The 20,130-nt window shown below is 33.8% G+C and carries 19 protein-coding genes; 17 read left to right on the top strand and 2 right to left on the bottom strand.

Annotated features, from left to right (window positions below):
• From ACP5O9_RS07460 to dsrP, 8 genes are all read left to right on the top strand, one after another.
• A partial coding sequence (locus tag ACP5O9_RS07460) for a hypothetical protein (RefSeq protein WP_428723751.1) occupies nt 1–280 on the top strand: 280 nt, incomplete at its 5' end.
• A gap of 139 nt (nt 281–419) precedes the next feature.
• Nucleotides 420–755 (top strand): TusE/DsrC/DsvC family sulfur relay protein, encoded by a 336-nt coding sequence (locus tag ACP5O9_RS07455; protein ID WP_428723750.1) that lies wholly within the window; start codon nt 420–422, stop codon nt 753–755.
• 92 nt (nt 756–847) lie between these two features.
• Nucleotides 848–1,375, top strand: coding sequence for an RsbRD N-terminal domain-containing protein (locus ACP5O9_RS07450; RefSeq protein ID WP_353686183.1), 528 nt, complete (start codon nt 848–850; stop codon nt 1,373–1,375).
• A 16-nt stretch (nt 1,376–1,391) separates the two neighbouring features.
• Nucleotides 1,392–2,381 (top strand): sulfate reduction electron transfer complex DsrMKJOP subunit DsrM, encoded by a 990-nt coding sequence (gene dsrM / locus ACP5O9_RS07445; RefSeq protein ID WP_428723749.1) that lies wholly within the window; start codon nt 1,392–1,394, stop codon nt 2,379–2,381.
• 4 nt (nt 2,382–2,385) lie between these two features.
• A complete protein-coding gene (dsrK, locus tag ACP5O9_RS07440) occupies nt 2,386–3,999 on the top strand; it encodes a sulfate reduction electron transfer complex DsrMKJOP subunit DsrK (protein ID WP_428723748.1) in 1,614 nt (537 codons plus the stop codon).
• A 1-nt stretch (nt 4,000) separates the two neighbouring features.
• Nucleotides 4,001–4,402, top strand: a complete 402-nt coding sequence (dsrJ, locus tag ACP5O9_RS07435) for a sulfate reduction electron transfer complex DsrMKJOP subunit DsrJ (protein ID WP_353686186.1) — start codon at nt 4,001–4,003, stop codon at nt 4,400–4,402.
• Nucleotides 4,399–5,169 (top strand): 4Fe-4S dicluster domain-containing protein, encoded by a 771-nt coding sequence (gene dsrO, locus ACP5O9_RS07430; RefSeq protein ID WP_428723747.1) that lies wholly within the window; start codon nt 4,399–4,401, stop codon nt 5,167–5,169. The genes dsrJ and dsrO overlap by 4 nt, the downstream gene beginning before the upstream one ends.
• A gap of 13 nt (nt 5,170–5,182) precedes the next feature.
• Nucleotides 5,183–6,373 carry a sulfate reduction electron transfer complex DsrMKJOP subunit DsrP gene (dsrP, locus tag ACP5O9_RS07425; RefSeq protein WP_353686188.1) on the top strand — a complete coding sequence of 397 codons (1,191 nt, stop codon included), beginning with the start codon at nt 5,183–5,185 and terminating at the stop codon, nt 6,371–6,373.
• Nucleotides 6,374–6,420: 47 nt separating this feature from the next.
• On the opposite strand, the gene ACP5O9_RS07420 is transcribed toward dsrP, so the two are convergent.
• On the bottom strand, nt 6,421–8,073 hold the full coding sequence (locus ACP5O9_RS07420) for a CTP synthase (protein WP_428723746.1): 1,653 nt from the start codon (nt 8,071–8,073) through the stop codon (nt 6,421–6,423).
• Nucleotides 8,052–8,825, bottom strand: a complete 774-nt coding sequence (gene kdsB / locus ACP5O9_RS07415) for a 3-deoxy-manno-octulosonate cytidylyltransferase (protein WP_353686190.1) — start codon at nt 8,823–8,825, stop codon at nt 8,052–8,054. Before kdsB ends, ACP5O9_RS07420 begins: the two co-directional genes overlap by 22 nt.
• Nucleotides 8,826–8,857: 32 nt before the next feature.
• Here kdsB and lnt point away from each other — a divergent pair, with 32 nt between their 5' ends.
• From lnt to trpC, 9 genes are all read left to right on the top strand, one after another.
• Nucleotides 8,858–10,447, top strand: coding sequence for an apolipoprotein N-acyltransferase (gene lnt, locus ACP5O9_RS07410; RefSeq protein ID WP_353686191.1), 1,590 nt, complete (start codon nt 8,858–8,860; stop codon nt 10,445–10,447).
• Nucleotides 10,426–11,539 (top strand): peptide chain release factor 2 gene (prfB, locus tag ACP5O9_RS07405; protein WP_353686192.1). Its coding sequence is split into 2 segments (ribosomal slippage): nt 10,426–10,500 and nt 10,502–11,539, totalling 1,113 coding nucleotides; the frame shifts between segments, so codons are not numbered across the junction. The genes lnt and prfB overlap by 22 nt, the downstream gene beginning before the upstream one ends.
• 334 nt (nt 11,540–11,873) lie before the next feature.
• Nucleotides 11,874–13,193, top strand: coding sequence for a chromosomal replication initiator protein DnaA (dnaA, locus tag ACP5O9_RS07400; protein ID WP_353686193.1), 1,320 nt, complete (start codon nt 11,874–11,876; stop codon nt 13,191–13,193).
• Between the two features lie 12 nt (nt 13,194–13,205).
• On the top strand, nt 13,206–14,297 hold the full coding sequence (gene dnaN / locus ACP5O9_RS07395) for a DNA polymerase III subunit beta (RefSeq protein ID WP_428723745.1): 1,092 nt from the start codon (nt 13,206–13,208) through the stop codon (nt 14,295–14,297).
• A gap of 51 nt (nt 14,298–14,348) precedes the next feature.
• A complete protein-coding gene (gene gyrB / locus ACP5O9_RS07390) occupies nt 14,349–16,586 on the top strand; it encodes a DNA topoisomerase (ATP-hydrolyzing) subunit B (protein WP_428723752.1) in 2,238 nt (745 codons plus the stop codon).
• A gap of 30 nt (nt 16,587–16,616) precedes the next feature.
• Complete coding sequence (gene serS / locus ACP5O9_RS07385; RefSeq protein ID WP_424905334.1) at nt 16,617–17,891, top strand: serine--tRNA ligase; 1,275 nt, start codon at nt 16,617–16,619, stop codon at nt 17,889–17,891.
• On the top strand, nt 17,888–19,072 hold the full coding sequence (locus ACP5O9_RS07380) for a hypothetical protein (protein WP_353686197.1): 1,185 nt from the start codon (nt 17,888–17,890) through the stop codon (nt 19,070–19,072). Before serS ends, ACP5O9_RS07380 begins: the two co-directional genes overlap by 4 nt.
• Nucleotides 19,069–19,332 (top strand): EscU/YscU/HrcU family type III secretion system export apparatus switch protein, encoded by a 264-nt coding sequence (locus ACP5O9_RS07375; protein ID WP_353686198.1) that lies wholly within the window; start codon nt 19,069–19,071, stop codon nt 19,330–19,332. Before ACP5O9_RS07380 ends, ACP5O9_RS07375 begins: the two co-directional genes overlap by 4 nt.
• Nucleotides 19,332–20,117, top strand: coding sequence for an indole-3-glycerol phosphate synthase TrpC (trpC, locus tag ACP5O9_RS07370; protein WP_353686199.1), 786 nt, complete (start codon nt 19,332–19,334; stop codon nt 20,115–20,117). The genes ACP5O9_RS07375 and trpC overlap by 1 nt, the downstream gene beginning before the upstream one ends.
• Nucleotides 20,118–20,130 lie beyond the last annotated feature (13 nt).

The following is a 20,130-nucleotide window of genomic DNA, read 5'->3' as shown; positions in this document are numbered from 1 at the left end:
ACAAAGACAAGAAGAAAGCTTTCTTGAAAGCGTCTTAAGAAGTATGATTAAGCTTTCAAAAAAAGTTGATTTAAATAAATACATTCTAATAAATGATAATGAATTGCAAAATCTTCTACATCATGAAAAAGATGAAATCAGAGCTCTTACAGCAATTTTAATTAACAAAATTAAAAGTCCTGTCCCTGTTCCAGAAGATATTAAAGAACTAATGTTATCGGTTTATACCAGGGGCAATATAATTAAACTTAAAATCTTTAAAGCTGAAAAATTTTTATAAAATTATAAACTAAATTTATTTGACTTCAAAACTCATTATACTTTAAAGTTGTTTTACCTTATTAAATGCAAATATGGCTTGAAATTCTTTTTCTAAAGAAGTTAGAATATTTGCAAAAAAACTAAAAGGAGGTTAGAAAATGCCTTACATTGAATTTAAGGGAAAGCAAATTGAGATTGATGAGGACGGTTACATTCAGAATCTTGATGACTGGTCACCAGAGCTTGCAGAGTACATGGCTCAACAGGATGGAATTACACTTACTGAGCACCACTGGGAAGTTATTAACTTCTTGAGAGATTATTATCAGAAATATCAGATTGCACCGATGATCAAGATTCTTGTTAAAGAAATGGCTAAGATGTTTGGACCTGAGAAAGGAAACACAAAGTATCTTTATGGTCTCTTCCCAGATGGACCAGCAAAACAAGCCTGTAGATATGCTGGACTTCCAAAACCAACAGGATGCGTATAATTTCCAATATAAAGGGGCAGGCAACTGCCCCTTTTGTTTTTTGAAAGGGGGAGATATTAACCTAAAAGATTAAAAATTTACAGGAGAAAAAAATGACCATTAATGACCTCCTTTCAAAGAAAAAGGAGAGCATAATTGAAAAATCCTTTAATTTAACTATCTCAACTTATCCAGAAAATACGCAGGCTTTTTTCAAAGAAAAGAAAAAACAGTTTACCAATCCTGTTGGTTATACCATTTATCAAGGAATTCAGGATATTATTGATAGATTAATCAACGATGAATCTCTTGATAGTTTTATCCTTCCCCTGGAAGAGATTATCAAAATAAGAGCTGTACAGGATTTTAGCCCTTCTCAGGCAGTGGGATTTATCTTTTTTATCAAAAAGGCAGTATATGAGGAACTCAGTAAAGAAATTGCACCTGACAAACTCTTAGAATTTCTTTCACAAATTGATTCTCTTGCTCTCGTTGCCTTTGATATTTTTATGAAGTATCGTGAAAAAATCTATGACTTAAAAGCAAAGGAGCTGATTGACAGAACCTGGTGGATTCTTAAGAAATACAATATTGTTTCAGAAATTGAAAATGAAACTGTAGAAAAAACAAAAAAATTATAAAGAGAGGTAGGGTGAAATGGGTATAGGATTAGCTTTTATAGCAGTTTTAGGATTAATAATTTTCGCCTATATTGGCACTGATATTTTAGGGCTGGACAGTTTATTCGCAATCGTTTTTCCCTATGCTGCAGTCTTAATTTTCATCATTGGATTTATCTATAGGGTAGTCAAATGGGGAAAATCACCTGTTCCTTTCAGAATCCCAACAACTGCAGGACAGCAATTTTCTCTTCCATGGATTAAGTACAGCAAGATTGACAATCCTGCAACTGGCTGGGGTGTGGCATTAAGAATGTTTTTTGAAATTGCTTTTTTCAGATCCCTTTTCAGAAACACAAAAGCTGAAATACTCAATGGAAAGCTCTATATTGGTTCAAACAAATGGCTGTGGCTTGGAGCAATAGCTTTTCATTATTCATTTCTGATTATACTTATCAGGCATCTGAGATTCTTTGTAGCTCAAACTCCCTGGTGTGTCTCTATAATTGACTCTGTTGACTCTTTCTGGCAGATTGGTCTTCCTATGCTTTATATGACAGATATCATAATAGCTGCTGCTCTTCTTTATCTTTTAGGAAGAAGAATATTTAATCCTCAGGTAAAATATATTTCTCTGCCTTCTGATTACTTTCCACTTTTCCTTATAATTGGAATAGTTACAACTGGTATTCTGATGAGATATTTTGCTCGAGTTGACATAACAAGCATAAAAGAACTTGCCTTAGGCTTAGCTTATCTTAAGCCCACCGTGCCTGAGGGAATAGGAAGTCTCTTTTACATTCATCTTTTCCTTGTAAGTGTTCTTTTTGCTTACTTCCCATTCAGCAAACTCATGCACATGGGTGGTGTATTTTTAAGCCCTACAAGAAATCTTGCTAATAACAACAGAATGAAGAGGCATGTGAATCCATGGGATTATCCAGTTAAGCATCGTCATTATGAAGAATATGAAGATGAATTTAGAGAAAAAATGAAAAAAGCTGGAATACCAGTAGAAAAGGAGTGAGACTATGGGATTACCAAAACCAGAAGAATTAATCTCAACAGTTAATTTAAAAAAGATGCCATCCAGATGGTGGATGGATACTTTACCTGTAGAATTTAAGCCTGGTTTTTACTGTTACGGTGCAAAAGGAAAAAACCTTGAATATGTTGATTTTCCAAATGCAAGAGATTTTCATCCAACTGATCCAGATTGGAAACTTCCAGAAGACTGGAAAAAAATAGTAATTGAAGGAATCAAACAAAGGCTTGAAAGATTCAGAACATTCCATGTATTCATGGACATATGTGTAAGATGTGGAGCCTGTGCTGATAAATGTCATTTCTTTATAGGTTCTGGAGATCCGAAAAATATGCCGGTTCTGAGAGCAGAACTTCTAAGGTCAGTTTACAGAAAATACTTTACCACTGGTGGAAAACTCTTTGGAAGGAATGCAGGAGCAAGAGACCTTGATCTTGATGTTTTAAAAGAACTCTGGTATTATTTCTATCAATGCACAGAGTGTAGACGTTGTTCCCTCTTCTGTCCTTATGGAATTGATACAGCAGAAATAACAATAATTGCGAGAGAGCTTCTCAATCTTCTTGGACTGAATATTGATTGGATATCAGGTCCTGTTGCAAACTGTTACAGAACTGGAAACCATCTTGGAATTGAGCCTCATACAATGAAATCAACTCTTGAGTTCATGTGTAATGATATAGAAGAAATCACAGGAATCAAAATTGACCCACCAATAAACAAAAAAGGAGCAGAAATTCTTTTTGTAACACCCTCAGGAGACCTATTTGCAGACCCTGGAATATATACCTGCATGGGTTACATGATGCTTTTCCATGAAATAGGACTTGACTATACATGGAGCACCTTTGCATCAGAGGGTGGAAACTTTGGATTCTTTACATCCCATGAAATGGCTAAAAGACTTCATACAAAAATTTATGAAGAGGCAAAGAGGCTTAAAGTTAAATGGATAATTGGTGGTGAGTGTGGACACATGTGGAGAGTCTGGCATCAATATCATAATACATGGTATGGACCTGTTGATTTTCTTGAAGAGCCTGTCTCACCAATTACAGGAACAAAGTTTGAAAATGCTAAATCAAATAAAATTGTTCATATAAGTGAGTTCACTGCAGACCTTATCAGGCATGGAGTTCTTAAATTTGACAAATCAAGAAACGACAATCTTATAGTTACATTCCATGACTCCTGTAACCCATCTCGTGCTATGGGAATACTTGAAGAGCCAAGATATATCATTAAAAATGTATGTAATCACTTTTATGAGATGCCTGATGAAACAATACGTGAGCAAACATTCTGCTGCGGCGGTGGTGCTGGATTAAATGCAGGTGAAATTATGGAATTAAGAATGAGAGGAGGATTCCCAAGAGCAAATGCTGTAAGATATGTTCATGAGAAATTTGGGGTAAACATGCTTGCATGTATATGTGCAATTGATAGAGCAACTTTACCACCTCTTATGGATTACTGGGTTCCTGGTGTAAGAGTAACTGGAGTTACAGAGCTTGTAGCAAATGCAATGATAATGAAGGGTGAAAAGGAAAGAACAATGAATTTAAGGATGGAGCCACTACCAGGAAAGGAGGAACAATAAAATGTATGATGGATGGAAAATAATTCTTGGATTAATAGTTTTTGTAGTGATTGTGACTCTTCCTTTCACAATGAGTGTTGGAAAGACTTATGTAGAGCCTAAACCAAGCATTGATACTCCTGAAATACAGAAAATGGAAAAGAAACAATGTATTGAACCAAAACAATACATGAGAGAGATGCATATAAAAATTCTTTATTCATGGAAAGATTATGCTACAAGACAAGGCAAAAGGATTTATATTGCTTCAGATGGAAAGCAATACAATATAAGTCTTCAAAATACCTGTATGAAGTGCCATTCCAACAAAGAGAAATTCTGTGATGAATGTCACAATTATGTGAATGTGAAACCCTATTGCTGGGATTGTCATATTGAGCCTAAGGTGGGAGGGTTAAAATGATTACAAGAAGAGACTTTTTGAAAATAGCTGCTTTTTCATCATTGCTTGGTTTAGGTGGTGCCTTTACAATTAATGCACTGGAAAAAGAGCCAGGACAAAAGGTGTTAAAAGATATCAAGGCGCTACAAGGAAAAAGATGGGCAATGGTAATTGATACAAGGAAGTTTAAAACACAGGAAGACTTTGAAAAGGTTATAAGAGCATGTCATAAAGCTCATAATGTTCCTGAAATTGCCAATCCTCTTCATGAAGTAAAATGGATATGGACAGATGACTATGAACACACTTTCGCAGGCACTGCTGAGCAATACATATCAAAAGAAGTAAAAGAAAGAAAATTTTTACTGCTCTGCAATCACTGTGACAATGCTCCTTGTGTCAGAGTATGTCCTGTTAAAGCAACATTTAAAAGACCTGATGGAATCACAATGCAGGATATGCATCGTTGCATAGGATGTAAATTCTGTATGGCAGGATGTCCTTATGGTGCGAGAAACTACAACTTCCTTCCACCAAGAGACTATATTAAAGAATTAAATCCTGAGTATCCAACAAGAACCCTTGGAGTTGTAGAAAAATGCACATTCTGTAATGAAAGAATTGACAAAGGACTCCTTCCATACTGTGTTGAGGCTTCTGAAGGTAAAATCCTCTTTGGTGATCTCTATGATCCTAAATCTGAGATAAGAAAAGTTATAGCTGAAAACATAGTTATTCGCCGAAAAGTTGAACTCGGCACACAGCCTATGGTTTTCTACATAATTTAATGGGAGGTAAAAGATGCTTGATTTAGCGTTAAAAGGCAGACCAAGATACTGGATCTGGGTATCTTTTTTAATAACAATGATACTCATTGGTTTTATATGCTGGATGAGAGAACACCACATTGGTGCAGCTTTTACAACAGGATTAAGTAGAGATGTAACATGGGGCTTTCATGTTGGTCAGTTAACTTTCTTTGTAGGTGTTGCTGCTTCTGCTGTTTTGGTAGTGCTACCATATTACTTTCACAACTATAAGGTATTTGGAAGAATAGCTGTAATTGGAGAGTTTCTTGCTGTAGGATGTGTTCTTATAGCAATGCTTTCAGTTTTTGTTATTATGGGACAGCCTTCCCGTGTATGGAATGTTCTTCTTCATCCTACACCCCATTCAATAATCTTCTGGGATATGGTGGTCCTTATAACCTATTTATCTCTTAACCTTCTTTGTGGATGGACAGTGCTACATGCTGAGAAAAAAAGTGCTCCACCACCAAAATGGATTAAACCATTTATATACTGGGCAATACTCTGGGCACCCTCAATTCATACAGTAACAGCTTTCCTTTATGCAGGCTTACCTGGAAGACCTCACTGGATGACAGCTCTTCAGGCAGCTCACTTTCTTGCAACAGCCTTTGCAGCAGGTCCAAGTCTTCTTATAATTCTCAGCATGATAATCAGAAAGGTTTCAAAATTTGACCCTGGTCAGCAGGCAATTAATAAACTTGCAGAAATAGCTACCTATGCTTTAATCATTCATTTATTTTTTATAGGGCTTGAATTCTTCACTGCTTTCTATAGCCAGATTCCAGATCACATGAAACCATTAATATATCTTTATCAGGGACTTGAAGGACATAACAGACTTGTTCCATGGATGGCTGTATCCACACTGCTTGCCTTTATTGGATTAATTATATTCATATTCCCACCTTTAAGAAAGTGGAATGTAACCAAAGTAATTGCTGCTGCATGTGTATTTTTCTCTATATGGATGGACAAAGGATTTGCCTTTGTGGTTAGTGGTTTCATTCCAAATCCTTTTGACAGAGTCACAGAAGCATGGATAGCTCTGAATGAGTTTCTTGTGGCTGCTGGTGTATGGTCAGTAGGAGCACTTGTAATAACAGTGCTTTATAAAATCGCAATCACTGTTAAAGAAAAAGCAGTATTTGACAAATACGGGCAAAAACAGGTTATAGAGTAGAATTTAATATTAAAAATTGTCCAAGGGCGGTTAAATCCGCCCTTTTTTTATTCAAAAGAACTGAAAAGAGAATGTTTTCCCTTTAAAGATGCCTTTATAAATTCTCTAAATAAAGGATGAGGTCGGAAAGGTTTTGATTTAAACTCCGGATGAAATTGACACCCCAGAAACCATGGATGTTCTTTAAATTCAATTATTTCTACAAGCTGACCATCAGGAGATGTGCCACTAAAAACAACACCTTTTTCTTCAAGTACGGGTATATATTTATTATTAAACTCGTATCTATGTCTGTGTCTTTCTGAGATTTCTCTCGTTTTATAAGCTTCATAGGCTTTTGTTCCTTCTTTTAAGACACATGGATATGCTCCGAGTCTCATTGTTCCACCTTTTTGCGAATCAATTGTTCTAACCTCATACCTTCCAGTTCTTGGATTAAACCATCTTTCCATTAAATAAATAACAGGATGTTCTGTATCAGGGTCAAATTCTGTAGAATTAGCTCTATTGAGTCGTGCAAGATTTCTACTCAACTCTATTACAGCAGTCTGCATCCCAAGACATATTCCAAAAAAAGGAATTTTGTTCTCCCTTGCATATCTTATAGCTTCAATTTTACCTTCAATACCGCGGGTACCAAATCCTCCTGGAATCAGAATACCGTGAGCTTCTGAAAGATGTATTTTTGCTCCATCTTTTTCTATATCTTCTGAGTTTACCCATAAAATGTTAACCCTTGCTTCATTGGCTATTCCACCATGAATCAATGCTTCATTTAGACTTTTATAAGAGTCTTTTAATCCAACATACTTACCAACAACAGCTATATTGACCTCTGTTTTAGGATTCTTAATTCTTTGAACCACATTCTCCCATTCGGTTAAATCGCTCAATCTATGAGGTAAACCAAGTTTTTTTTCAATTAGTAAGTCAAGTCCTTCCTGTTTAAAATTCAAAGGAACTTCATAGACAGTCTCAACATCATGAGCAGAGATAACAGAGTCAAAATCAAGATTGCAGTGAAGAGCTATTTTTTTCTTAAGTGCATGTGGTAATGGGCGATCTGCTCTGCAAAGAAGAATATCTGGCTGAATTCCTATTGCTCTTAAACTGTTAACACTGTGCTGAGTTGGCTTTGTTTTGAGTTCTCCAGCACTTTTTACATATGGAACTAATGTAAGATGAATATATAAGACATTTTCTCTACCAACATCATATCTAAACTGCCTTATAGCTTCAAGAAAAGGAAGTCCTTCTATATCTCCGACGGTTCCACCTACTTCTACAATAACTATATCAAACAGTTCTCCAGCTGCTGATTTAATTGCCTGTTTTATCTCATCTGTAACATGGGGGACAACCTGAACAGTATGGCCAAGATAATCACCTCTTCTTTCTTTTGATATAACATTGTAGTAAATTTTTCCAGAGGTATAATTGTTAACATGGGTGGTTGTTAAATTAGTAAATCTCTCATAGTGTCCAAGGTCAAGATCAGTCTCACATCCATCATCAGTCACATAAACTTCTCCATGCTCAAAAGGGCTCAAAGTGCCTGGATCAACATTTATATATGGATCAAGTTTCTGAATTGTAACTTTAAAACCTTTTGCCTCAAGGAGTGCACCAATTGAAGCTGCTGCTATTCCTTTCCCTAAGGCTGATACTACTCCACCGGTTATAAATATGTATTTAGGCATTGCTCAGCTACCTCCAGATCTTCAGGAGTATCTATTCCAAATGAATCATATTCTGTTACCCCTACTTTTATTTTTATTCCATTTTCAAGTGCTCGCAATTGTTCTAAAGCCTCTATTTTTTCCAGTCTTGACTGTGGAAGTTTTATAAAATTTTTAAGGATTTCAACTGTATATCCGTAAATTCCTATGTGTTTATACATAAAATCATTGGTTGAAACTCTTTTTAAATATTTTTCTCTGTCAAATGGTATTGGACAGCGAGAAAAATAAAGAGCATAGCCTGCTTCATCAAAAACAACCTTTACAATGTTTGGATTTTGAAACTCCCTTTCATCATAAATTTTTTTTGCCAGAGTTCCAATAAATTTATTTGAATAAGAAACTTCTTTCATAATATTTACAAGCTGGTCAATCATTTGAGGCTTTATCAAGGGTTCATCTCCTTGAAGATTAATTATAATTGATTTATTGGTTAAATTATATCCATCCTCTATTAAAATATCAACTGCCTCAGCAATTCTGTCAGTTCCTGATAGATGCTTTTTTGATGTCATTATAGCTTTTCCACCAAAGGCAGTAACACATTGAAATATTCTTTCGTCATCTGTTGCTACAAACACTTCATCAACCAGCTGAGAGGCTTTTGCTTTTTCATATACATGCTGAATAATTGGTTTATTTTTTAAAGGAGCAAGAACTTTTCCAGGAAATCTTGTAGAAGCAAATCTTGCTGGTATAATAATTGTAACCATAAATTCAATTTTTATGATAACATAAATATCTAATGTTGTGGCCAGATTTTATAAAAGAGTTAAAACTTGATTTAATTAAAACAATTAAAAAATATTTTTTATCAGCTTTATCAGCTTTTGCACTGGTATTAAGCTTTGCTCCTTTTAATCTATTTTTTCTTGCATGGTTTTCTTTTTTACCATTTTTTTTCTTTTTAAACAGAGCTCAAGATTATAAAACTGTGTTTAAAGGAGGTTTGATTTTCGGATTTTTTTATTTTTTAGGAAATATTTACTGGATATATCATTCTCTTTACTATTACGGCTCTGTTCCTTTGCTTTTAAGTTATTTTATTGTTGGATTACTCAGTTTATATCTTGCGCTGTATCCTGCTTTTTTTTCTCTGATATATAAAACTTTGTTAAAAAATAATTTACCAACATCATTTTATGCTCCCTTTATATGGGTTAGTCTTGAAGTTTTAAGGAGTTATCTTTTTACAGGATTTCCCTGGGCAGTGATAGGTTATAGCCAGTATAAATTTTTAATAATCTCGCAAATTGCTGATATTACAGGAATTTACGGAATTTCATATCTTGTTGTACTTTTTAACTGTTTTATTTTTGATTTATGGAGCTTTAAAGAAAAAAAAGCTCAATATCCTCTTTTATCATACATTCCAAGCATTATAAACATAATTATGGTTTTAATAATTTTTGTTTTTTGTATAGGTTACGGAATAAAAAAACTTTATGAACCAGTTAGTGGTAGACAATTTAAAGCAGCTATAATTCAGGGAAGTATACCTCAAAATGAAAAATGGGATTTTAATAAAGTAAATGGGATTTTAAATATCTATAAAGACCTTACAATAAAAGCTAAAGCATATAATCCACAGCTTGTTGTATGGCCCGAAACAGCGGTTCCTTTTGTGTTTGAAAAAAATAAATACTTTACTTCAGATTTAATAAACTTTGTTAAACAGCAAAATATATATTTGCTCTTTGGAAGCATAATGGAAAGACAGAAGGATAATTACACAAACAGTGCTGTTTTAATTGATCCAAATGGAACAATTGCTTATTATTATGATAAAATACATTTAGTACCCTTTGGAGAATATGTTCCTTTAAGAAAAATTTTATTTTTCATTAACAAATTAACAGTTGGAATAGGAGATTATAAGCCTGGAGACAGCTATACTGTAGCAATTACACCGTTTGGAAGATTTGCAACTTTAATCTGTTATGAAAGTATTTTCCCTGGACAGGTAAGAAAATTTTATCAAAAAGGTGGACAATTTATTGTAAATATTACAAATGATGGATGGTTTGGAAACACTGGAGGGCCGTATCAGCATTTTTCTATGGCAGTATTTAGGGCAATTGAGAATAGAAAGCCTTTAATAAGAGCAGCTAATTCTGGGATTTCAGGTTTTATAGACAGTAAAGGAAGAATTATAAATAAGACAGCTTTATTTGAAAGAACTTATTTAGTTGAAGATATTCAAGGAGATGAAAAATTAAGTTTTTATACAAAATATGGAGATATATTTGCCTATTTCTGTATTGTATTTTCTTTAATTTTTGTTATAGGAAATGTAAGATTTGGGGGTAAAAGATGGTTACATATGAAGATTTAAAGGTTCTTTTAAAAGAAACTAAAGAGAGAATTTTTTCCTTAAGAGGTTGTCTTTGAGATAGATAAGCTTAAAAAAAGACTTGAGGATCTGAATAAAGAGCTTCAGAAAGAAGAAACTTGGCAGAATATAGAAAAAATAAAGAAAATTCAGAAAGAAAAAAATAGACTTTCAGAAGTAATTGAACCCATTGAAAATATTACTGACCGATTTTTGTATCTTGAAGAAGCTTTTAGTATTGCTGAATCTGAAGAAGAAGGATATCTTCTCTTAAAAGATTTAGAAAGCGAGATAGAGAATATAAAATCCCAGATTGATAATCTTGAAATTCAGCTTTTACTTAATGGAGAGCATGACAAAAATAATGCTATAGTTTCAATTCATCCTGGAGCTGGTGGAACAGAAAGTCAGGATTGGGCTGAAATTCTTTTTCGTATGTATTTAAGGTGGGCTGAAAAGAAAGGTTTTAAAGTAGAAATTATTGATTTACAAGCAGGTGAAGAAGCTGGAATTAAAGATGTTACTTTTACTGTTGAAGGACAGTATGCTTATGGATATTTAAAATCAGAATCAGGAGTTCATAGACTTGTAAGGATTTCACCCTTTGATGCTAATAAAAGAAGACATACTTCTTTTGCAGCTGTGTCTGTTTTACCTGAAATTGAAGATGATATTCAGGTTGAAATAAAAGATGATGATATAAGAATTGATACTTTTAGAGCTTCTGGAGCAGGTGGACAACATGTAAATAAAGTTTCTTCTGCAGTAAGAATTGTTCATATTCCAACTGGAATTGTTGTTACATGTCAGACTGAAAGGTCTCAACATAAAAATAGAGAAATTGCAATGAAAATTTTGAGATCTAAACTTTATGCTTTATTGCAGAAACAGCAGGAAGACAAGATTAAATCTATTGTAGGTGATAAAAAAGAAATAGCCTGGGGAAATCAAATAAGGTCTTATGTGCTTCATCCTTACAGGTTAATAAAGGACCACAGGACAAATATAGAAGTTTATAATGTTGAAGAAGTTTTAGATGGAAATATAGATATTTTTATTGAGACATATCTTAAAAAGTTTGCTTCAGTTTCTTAAATTTTTTATTTTAGTTTTTTTGAAGTAGTTATAGAGATGTTTATTATGTTTAAAATTGTTTTTTTGCTTCTTTTGTAAAAGTTTTGAATGTTTAAAATTTAGGATGGTTTTTTAACAAATTTAACAATTAATGATTAAAATGATTTTAACTATAAAAGTTATGTTAATAAATTTAGAGTTTTTAACAATTTATTGCTCAGTTTGTTAATTATAGGATATAATGAAAAGGTTCAAAATTGGCACTAAGGATAAAACTCTTTGAATTTAAAAAGTTTTTAATTTAACAGGCTTTTAACAGTAAAGTTTTTAACAAATGTTAAAAAGTTGTTGAAAAATGAATGAAATAAATAAAATTTGGCAAAAAATTTTAGAGATTATTGCCCAGAAAGTTGGAGAATCAACTTTTCAGTTATGGTTTTCTCCTGTAAAACTTTTAGAGATAAAGAATTCAAAGGCTTTTATTGAAGTTCCAAATAGATTTTTTAAGGACTGGATAGAAGATAATTTTCCTTCAATAATAAGTGATGCTTTCTATCAAATTACAGGAAACCAAATCTCGGTTTGTTACATTATTACAGGTAAAGAGCATGAGACAGTTTCAACTGAAGAAAAAAAGCCTGTAATAAAAAGAGGTAATTTGAATCCTAAATATACTTTTAATACCTTTGTTGTGGGTCCGTCAAATCAGTTTGCCCATGCAGCAGCACTGAGAGTTGCTGAAAATCCAGGATTTGCTTATAATCCTCTTTTTATATATGGTGGTGTTGGACTTGGTAAAACTCATTTAATAACAGCTATTGGAAATTATATTCTTGATAAAAAACCGGGAATTAATGTATGTTATATGTCCTCAGAACAATTTACAGGAGAGTTTGTTTCCGCAATAAGACATGAAAAAATGCCTGAGTTTAGGCAAAAATACAGAGCCCTTGATGTATTTATTGTAGATGATATTCAGTTTATTGCTGGCAAAGATTCAACTCAGGAAGAATTTTTTCATACATTTAATGAACTTTATAGCAAGCAAAAGCAAATAGTCATTTCAAGTGATAGACCACCGATGGAGATTTCTGATATTACAGACAGGCTTCGTTCAAGATTTGGAATGGGTCTTATTGCAGACATTCAACCACCAGAAATAGAAACCAGGCTTGCCATCTTGTATAAAAAAGCTGAGCTTGAAGGAGTTCAATTGCCTGAAGAAGTAGCTTATTTCATAGCATCCCGAGTTAAATCAAATGTTAGAGAACTTGAAGGCTCTTTAATTAAACTCTGTGCATATATTTCCATTACAAAGACCCCAATAACCATGGATCTAGCAAAACATGTTTTAAGAGATTTACTTCCTGATGAAAACAAGCCAATCACAATTGATTTAATTCAGAAAGCTGTATGTGAAGCCTTAGGTATTAAACTTCATGATATAAAGTCAAAAAAAAGAACTAAAGAGATTGCAAATGCGAGGAAAATAGCCATGTATATAACAAAAAAACTGACAAATCTTTCACTGGCAGAAATAGGCAATGCCTTTGGTGGTAAGGATCATGCCACTGTTATATATGCCTGTAAGCAGATAGAAAAGGATAAAAAGCAAGATGAATCTCTTAATAAGCTAATAGACAGCATAATAAGAAAATTACAGGAAAACAAATAGAGGAGGAGTAAAATGTATGTAAAACTGAAAAAACAAAAAATACAGGAAACTATTGGAAAAATTCAAAGCATTGTTGAAAAAAAGAGCATTATGCCTGTGCTAAATCATTTTCTTATGGATGTTACTGAAAGTTCTGTATCCATTTTAGCCACTGATCTTGAAACAGCGGTAAAGCTCCCAGTTGAAGCAGAAATAATTGAACCTGGTAAAACATGTATACCTGCAAGAAAATTTTATGAAATCATAAAAGAACTTGAAAGTGATTTTGAAATTAAACTTTCAGAGGGATGGCTTAAAATTCAGTCTGGAAGATCAAATTTCAGACTTGCTGCATTAGATGCTTCTGAGTTTCCTGTTTGGCCACAGATTGGACAAGCTTCTCAGATTAATTTATCAAGAGATCTTCTTCTTACGGCAATAGATAAGACTCTTTATGCTTCTGGAGAAGCTGATGCAAGATATGTTTTAAATGCTCTTCTTTTTGAACTAAAAGATGGAGAAATTCATGTAGTTGGCACAGATGGACATAGACTTGCTCATTTTAAGGCAGCACTTAATGTAGCATCAGAAGACAGAAAAGTTATTTTATCAAAAAAATCTTTAAATGAATTAAAAAAATTCTTATCCAGTGCTGAAAATGTTTCACTTCAAATCGGCAAGACCCATGTGATGATAGAAATTGATGGAATAAGTTTTCTTACCCGTATGATAGAAGGTAATTATCCAAACTATGAAGCAGTCATTCCAAAAGACTTTGATAAACAGGCAATTGTTGATAAAGAATTGTTGATAGCTTCATTAAAAAGAGTTTCTGTGCTAAGCAGAGAAAGACAGAATGCTGTCAGAACAGAATGGGGGCAGAATTTAACTATTTCTGCATCAGACCCTGAAATTGGAGAGGCTCAGGATGAGCTCAGTATTGATTATCAGGGAGAACCTATTGTTATTGGTTTTAATGCAAGGTATTTAATAGACGCTCTTGAGCGCATAACATCAGATAAAGCAAAGATTATGATGAACGAGCCAGAAAAAGCTGTGTATATAACAGATGCTCATGATACTTCCTTTGTTTATGAATGCGTTGTTATGCCTTTAAGGCTTTAGTAGTTTGAACCCTTGAACATTTGAACACTTGAATTATGTATAAAAGGAGGTATTGTGAATAAAGAAGATACTTATAAGGTTGAAGACATAAAGATTCTTAAAGGGCTTGAAGGTGTAAGAGCCCGTCCCGCAATGTATATTGGCTCTACAGGAATTGAAGGATTACATCATCTTGTTTATGAAGTGGTGGACAATAGCGTTGATGAAGCTTTAGCAGGATTTTGCAATAAAATTGAGGTTTACCTGCACAAAGATGGAAGTTGCACTGTAAGTGATAATGGTAGAGGCATTCCAATAGGAATTCATCCGGAAGACCCTGAGGGTAGAACTGCTCTTGAGATTGTTCTTACCGAGCTTCATGCAGGAGGAAAGTTTGAATCTAAGGCTTATAAGGTTTCAGGTGGACTTCATGGAGTAGGATTAAGTGTTGTCAATGCGCTTTCTGAGGAACTTGAGGTTGAAGTAAAAAGAGAAGGTAAAGTAGTAAGGCAAAAGTATTGTCGGGGTATACCTGAGTCGTGCCCTAAGTTTGTTGGTCAAACAACACTCACAGGCACGACAATAAGATTTAAACCTGATCCTGAAATATTTGAAGTTACAGAGTTTTCAAGGGAGATTCTTGCTGAGAGATTCAAAGAGCTGGCTTATTTAAACAAAGGATTGAAAATCATTCTTATTGATGAAAGAGATGGTTACTATGAAGAGTTTATAAAAGAAGGTGGAATAGTTTCTTTTGTTGAAGATTTAAACAAAGGAAAAAAAACTTTACATCCTAAACCAATATACATTGCAGGTGAGAAAGATAGAATTATTGTTGAGATTGCTATTCAATATAATGAAGGTTTTTCAGAGGAAATTCTTACCTTTGTAAATAACATCAATACAAGAGAAGGTGGGACCCATTTAGTAGGTTTTAAATCTGCTCTTACAAGAACAATAAATACTTATGCTCTACAGAATGGACTTTTAAAAGAAGGCAAAGAATCTCTTTCTGGAGAGGATGTAAGAGAAGGCATTGTTGCTGTAATAAGTGTGAAAATTCCTGAACCTCAGTTTGAAGGACAAACAAAAATGAAGCTTGGCAATAGTGAGGTAAAAGGAATTGTAGAAACAATAGTTAATGAAAAACTCAGTAGATGGCTTGAGGAAAATCCTAATTATGCAAGGAAAATCGTTGAAAAAGCAAAAGATGCTGCCCGTGCCCGTGAAGCAGCTAAAAAGGCGAAGGAACTTACGCGCAGAAAAGGTATACTTGAAGATACAGCACTTCCAGGCAAGCTTGCTGACTGCACTGAAAAAGACCCTTCTCAGGCAGAACTCTTTATTGTTGAGGGTGACAGCGCAGGTGGTTCAGCAAAACAGGCAAGAGACAGGCGCACTCAGGCAGTGCTTCCATTGAGAGGAAAAATTTTAAATGTAGAAAAGGCGAGAATTGACAAAATGTTGACCTCTGAAGAGATAAAAACACTCATAACAGCAATTGGAGGAGGTATTGGAAAAGAAAATTTTGAAATGGAAAATATTAGATATCATAAAATAATTCTTATGACAGATGCTGATGTTGATGGTGCTCATATACGAACTCTTCTTTTAACATTCTTTTACAGGCAAATGCTTCCCTTGATTGAAAAAGGCTGGCTTTTCATAGCTCAGCCTCCTCTTTACAGAATAAAGAGAGGAAAATGGGAAAAATATATTCAAACAGAGGAAGAAATGAATGAGTTTTTGATGGATATTGCAGTTGATGAGGTTACATTAATTGTTCAAACAGATGTAGAAACAAAGAAGAAATTCCTTAGATTGCTTTTTGATTATGGAAAGGTTCTTGTAGATTTTGAGAGAAAGGGTTTTGCCCCATCTTATATTGAGCAGATGCTCAGTATTCCAGAAGAGCAAAGCAGAATTTCTGAGTTAAAGGATTTTATCCTTATTAAGAACATTTTTGAAAAACTTCAATCAATTCAGGAAATAAAAGAAGACAAAAATTATGTTATTCAGATTAAAAATGAAGTAGTAAAAACTTCATCTCTCTGGGAGCTTTACACTAAAATCATGGATGCTGTAAAAAAAGGAGTCACTATTCAAAGATATAAAGGACTTGGGGAGATGAATCCAGAACAACTCTGGGAAACCACGATGGATCCTGAAAAAAGAACACTTCTAAAGGTTACAATTGAGGATGCTCAAAAGGCAAATGAAATATTTACAATACTTATGGGAGATGATGTTGAACCAAGAAAGGAGTTTATTGTAAAACATGCTCTTGAGGCAAAAAATCTTGATATTTAACCTTAATTATTGAGGACGGAAGGAGACAATATGCTTGATGTGAAATTTGTTAGAGAAAATCCTGATAAAGTGAAAGAAGCACTTCAAAAAAGAGGTTATGAGATTGATTTTGATAGATTTTTAGCTCTTGAAGAACAAAGACTAAAACTTTTAAGAGAGATTGAAAATAAAAGAGCGATAAGAAATTCCGTATCTCAGGAAATTGCAAAACTAAAAAAGTCAAAAACTGACAATCATGCAGTGGAAAACCTTATTCATGAGATGCGTCAATTGGGAGAAGAAATAGCAACTGTTGAAAATAAACTTCGTCAAGTGGAAGAAGATGTGCAGAATTTTCTTCTTTATATCCCCAATATACCCCATCATACAGTTCCTATTGGTAAGGATGAAACAGAAAATGTTGAGATAAGAAAATGGGGAAGTCCTCCACAATTTGATTTTGAGCCCCTTAATCATTGGGATATTGGAGAGATTCTCGGAATAATTGATTTTGAGCGTGCTGGTAAAATTGCAGGAAGTAGATTTGCTGTAATGAAAGGTCTTGGTGCTAAGCTTGAGCGTGCACTTATTAATTTTATGCTTGATTTGCATATTTCAAAGGGATACATAGAGATTTTCCCGCCTTTACTTGTAAACAAAGATTCAATGACAGGAACTGGACAGCTTCCAAAATTTGAAGAAGATTTATTTAAAATCACTGAGCCAGAGTTCTATCTTATTCCAACAGCTGAGGTCCCTGTTACAAATCTTCATAGAGAAGAGATTTTATCAGAAGATGACTTACCAATTTATTATGTTTCCTATACTCCATGTTTTCGCCGGGAAGCAGGCTCGCACGGCAAAGATGTTCGAGGACTTATAAGACAGCATCAGTTCAATAAGGTTGAACTTGTTAAATTTGTAAAACCAGAAGACTCCTATGATGAATTAGAATCTCTTACCTTGGATGCGGAAGAAGTTCTTCAGAAGCTTGGACTTCCATACAGAGTTGTTGCTCTTTGCACAGGAGACCTGGGTTTTGCTGCGGCAAAAACCTATGATATAGAGGTCTGGCTTCCCGGACAGAGGCGTTACAGAGAAATCAGTTCTTGTTCGAATTTTGAGGATTTTCAGGCAAGAAGAGCAAATATAAGATTTCGTAGAAGAGGTAAAAAAGGAACAGAGTTTGTTCATACCCTGAATGGTTCAGGATTGGCAATTGGAAGAACAGTTGTCGCCATTTTAGAAAATTATCAACAAAAAGATGGCTCTGTGCTTGTTCCTGAGGCTTTAAAGCCCTATATGGGTGTTGATGTAATAAGATGATCCAGCCAGTAATTGATCAGTCAGGCATTATTCATATTTTTAAAGGCAAACAGGCTCTGCCAATTAAGCTCGCAATTGGAGAAATTTTAACTGCAGAGATAATGGACATATTTCCTACGGGCACAATTCAGATAAAGATTAACAACAGGATAATAAATGCTCAGCCTCAGAGAGAATTGCCTTTAAATAAAGGTGATACTGTGATGGTGAAAGTTGAAAAACCTCTTCAAGATGGCACCGTTCCGTTAAGAGTTTTATCCGCATCTGAAACTGAGCAGATTCAAAAGGCTTTATTAAAAACAGAAAGTGAAATATCAAATAAAATTTTTAAACTCATTGATTCACTTTTTTCACAAAATATCAGCTCCATGAAAGAAACAAAGCAATCTCAAATGATTCAGACATTGCTTACTTTTAAGGCAGAAAATCTTTCTCAAACACAAAAGGCTGTGCTTATGCAAAAAATGATTGATGCTATTTTTTCTTATAAAAATACAATAAAGAATCTTCAGGGATTAATCAAACTTCTTGAAGAAAACAATTTTCCAGGGGAGCAAATTGCTTCATTGAAAAATATAATCATTACCAGCCATGAAGAATTAACTCCTGAAAAATTAAAAAATTGTCTTCTAAATACAGGAGTATCTTTTGAATCAAAAATTAAGCAGTTTCTTTCTGATGCATCTAATTTTGAACAGATTAAGAATGATCTTAAAATCATCGTTGATAACATAACAAAACAGGCAAAAGCAGAGGGTATGGAGGAAATAGCTGATAAAGCACAGCATATTTTAAGACAGATTGAGGGCTACCAGGTTCTTTCTAAAACATATCAAAGTTTTTTTACATTTCTTCCTGTTCTGTGGAAGGAAATAGAAGGTGGAACTTGTGCTTTCAAGAGATTTAAAAGACAAGATAAGGACTATTATACAGTTTTTGTAAGTCTCAATATAGGAGGGCAGCCTTTATCATTTGTTGTAACAATGGTAGAAAGGAGCTTTTTTGTGAGTTTTTCAGGAAAACCTGAAACCATTCAGATTGTTAAAAATCATGAAGAAGACCTTAAAAAAAGATTTGCTGAGCAGGGGTTATTGCTTTCAGGAATAAATTATGTTACAAAAGCTGAGGAACTCTTAAAACAGTGGCAAATACAGGAAGGATTGGTTAGTGTAAGAATATGACAGAACAAAAGAAGGCAGTAGCATTAAAGTATGATAAAGAAAGGGACACAGCACCAAAGGTTGTAGCTAAAGGAAGAGGCTGGATTGCTGACAAGATTATAGAGCTTGCAAGGCAGCATGGAATTCCTTTAAAAGAAGATGAGGCTTTAGTGGAAGTGCTTTCAAAGCTTCCACTTTATGAAGAAATTCCAGTTGAGCTCTATAAAGCAGTAGCTGAAATTCTTGTTTTTGTCTATAAAATTAAGGGTAAAATAAAATAATGCATATTTTACAAAAGATAGTTGAAGCCAAAAAATTAAGAATTAATGAGTTAAAAAAGATTAAATCAATTGAAGAAATAAAAAAAACAGCACACACTGTTAAGACATCTTGCCAATTCTATAAAGCAATAAAAAGACTTCCTCAGGAAGGAATAAAACTTATCGCAGAAATAAAAAAAGCCTCTCCAATTAAGGGACTGCTTAAAGAGTATGATGTTTTAAAAATGGCTGACCTTTATGTATCCTCTGGTGCAGATGCTATTTCAGTTATTACTGAAGAAGATTTTTTTCTTGGAAGTCCTTCATTTTTAGTAAAAATAAAGGAAAAATATCCTAATGTGCCTGTTTTAAGAAAGGATTTTATTTTTGATGAATATCAGATATATGAGTCAAAACTGCTTGGAGCAGATGCTATTCTTTTAATTGGAAATATTTTAAATAAACAACAATGTAAATTTTTATACGAGCTTACAAAATCTCTTCAGATGGATGTATTATTTGAAATTCACGATGAACAAGATTTAGAAAAAGCCTTATTCGCAGGAGTTGACATAATAGGAATAAACAACAGAAATCTTAAAACCATGCAGATTGCGCTTGATACAACTTTCAGGCTTAAGGAGTTAATTCCTGAGGATAAAATTACAGTGAGTGAAAGCGGAATCTCTGAAAGAACTCATGTTGAAAAGCTTCTTAAAAAAGGAATAGATGCCATCTTAGTGGGAACATCAATAATCTTAAGCAATAATCCCTCTCAAAAAATAAAGGAGCTAAAACTTACTTAATCTGCAATTGGAC

The sequence above is a fragment of the Thermodesulfovibrio sp. genome (genome assembly GCF_049969575.1).
Taxonomy (GTDB): Bacteria; Nitrospirota; Thermodesulfovibrionia; order Thermodesulfovibrionales; family Thermodesulfovibrionaceae; genus Thermodesulfovibrio; species Thermodesulfovibrio obliviosus.
This window is presented reverse-complemented; position numbering and strand designations above follow the sequence as displayed.

Coding starts and splice junctions, on each gene's coding strand:
- dsrP (WP_353686188.1), top strand. CDS start 5,183: ATGCTTGATTTAGCGTTAAAAGGCAGACCAAGATACTGGATCTGGGTA.
- dsrK (WP_428723748.1), top strand. CDS start 2,386: ATGGGATTACCAAAACCAGAAGAATTAATCTCAACAGTTAATTTAAAA.
- ACP5O9_RS07375 (WP_353686198.1), top strand. CDS start 19,069: ATGACAGAACAAAAGAAGGCAGTAGCATTAAAGTATGATAAAGAAAGG.
- lnt (WP_353686191.1), top strand. CDS start 8,858: ATGTTGTGGCCAGATTTTATAAAAGAGTTAAAACTTGATTTAATTAAA.
- dnaN (WP_428723745.1), top strand. CDS start 13,206: ATGTATGTAAAACTGAAAAAACAAAAAATACAGGAAACTATTGGAAAA.
- dsrO (WP_428723747.1), top strand. CDS start 4,399: ATGATTACAAGAAGAGACTTTTTGAAAATAGCTGCTTTTTCATCATTG.
- ACP5O9_RS07420 (WP_428723746.1), bottom strand. CDS start 8,073: ATGCCTAAATACATATTTATAACCGGTGGAGTAGTATCAGCCTTAGGG.
- dsrJ (WP_353686186.1), top strand. CDS start 4,001: ATGTATGATGGATGGAAAATAATTCTTGGATTAATAGTTTTTGTAGTG.
- ACP5O9_RS07450 (WP_353686183.1), top strand. CDS start 848: ATGACCATTAATGACCTCCTTTCAAAGAAAAAGGAGAGCATAATTGAA.
- dsrM (WP_428723749.1), top strand. CDS start 1,392: ATGGGTATAGGATTAGCTTTTATAGCAGTTTTAGGATTAATAATTTTC.
- dnaA (WP_353686193.1), top strand. CDS start 11,874: ATGAATGAAATAAATAAAATTTGGCAAAAAATTTTAGAGATTATTGCC.
- trpC (WP_353686199.1), top strand. CDS start 19,332: ATGCATATTTTACAAAAGATAGTTGAAGCCAAAAAATTAAGAATTAAT.
- serS (WP_424905334.1), top strand. CDS start 16,617: ATGCTTGATGTGAAATTTGTTAGAGAAAATCCTGATAAAGTGAAAGAA.
- kdsB (WP_353686190.1), bottom strand. CDS start 8,825: ATGGTTACAATTATTATACCAGCAAGATTTGCTTCTACAAGATTTCCT.
- ACP5O9_RS07380 (WP_353686197.1), top strand. CDS start 17,888: ATGATCCAGCCAGTAATTGATCAGTCAGGCATTATTCATATTTTTAAA.
- ACP5O9_RS07455 (WP_428723750.1), top strand. CDS start 420: ATGCCTTACATTGAATTTAAGGGAAAGCAAATTGAGATTGATGAGGAC.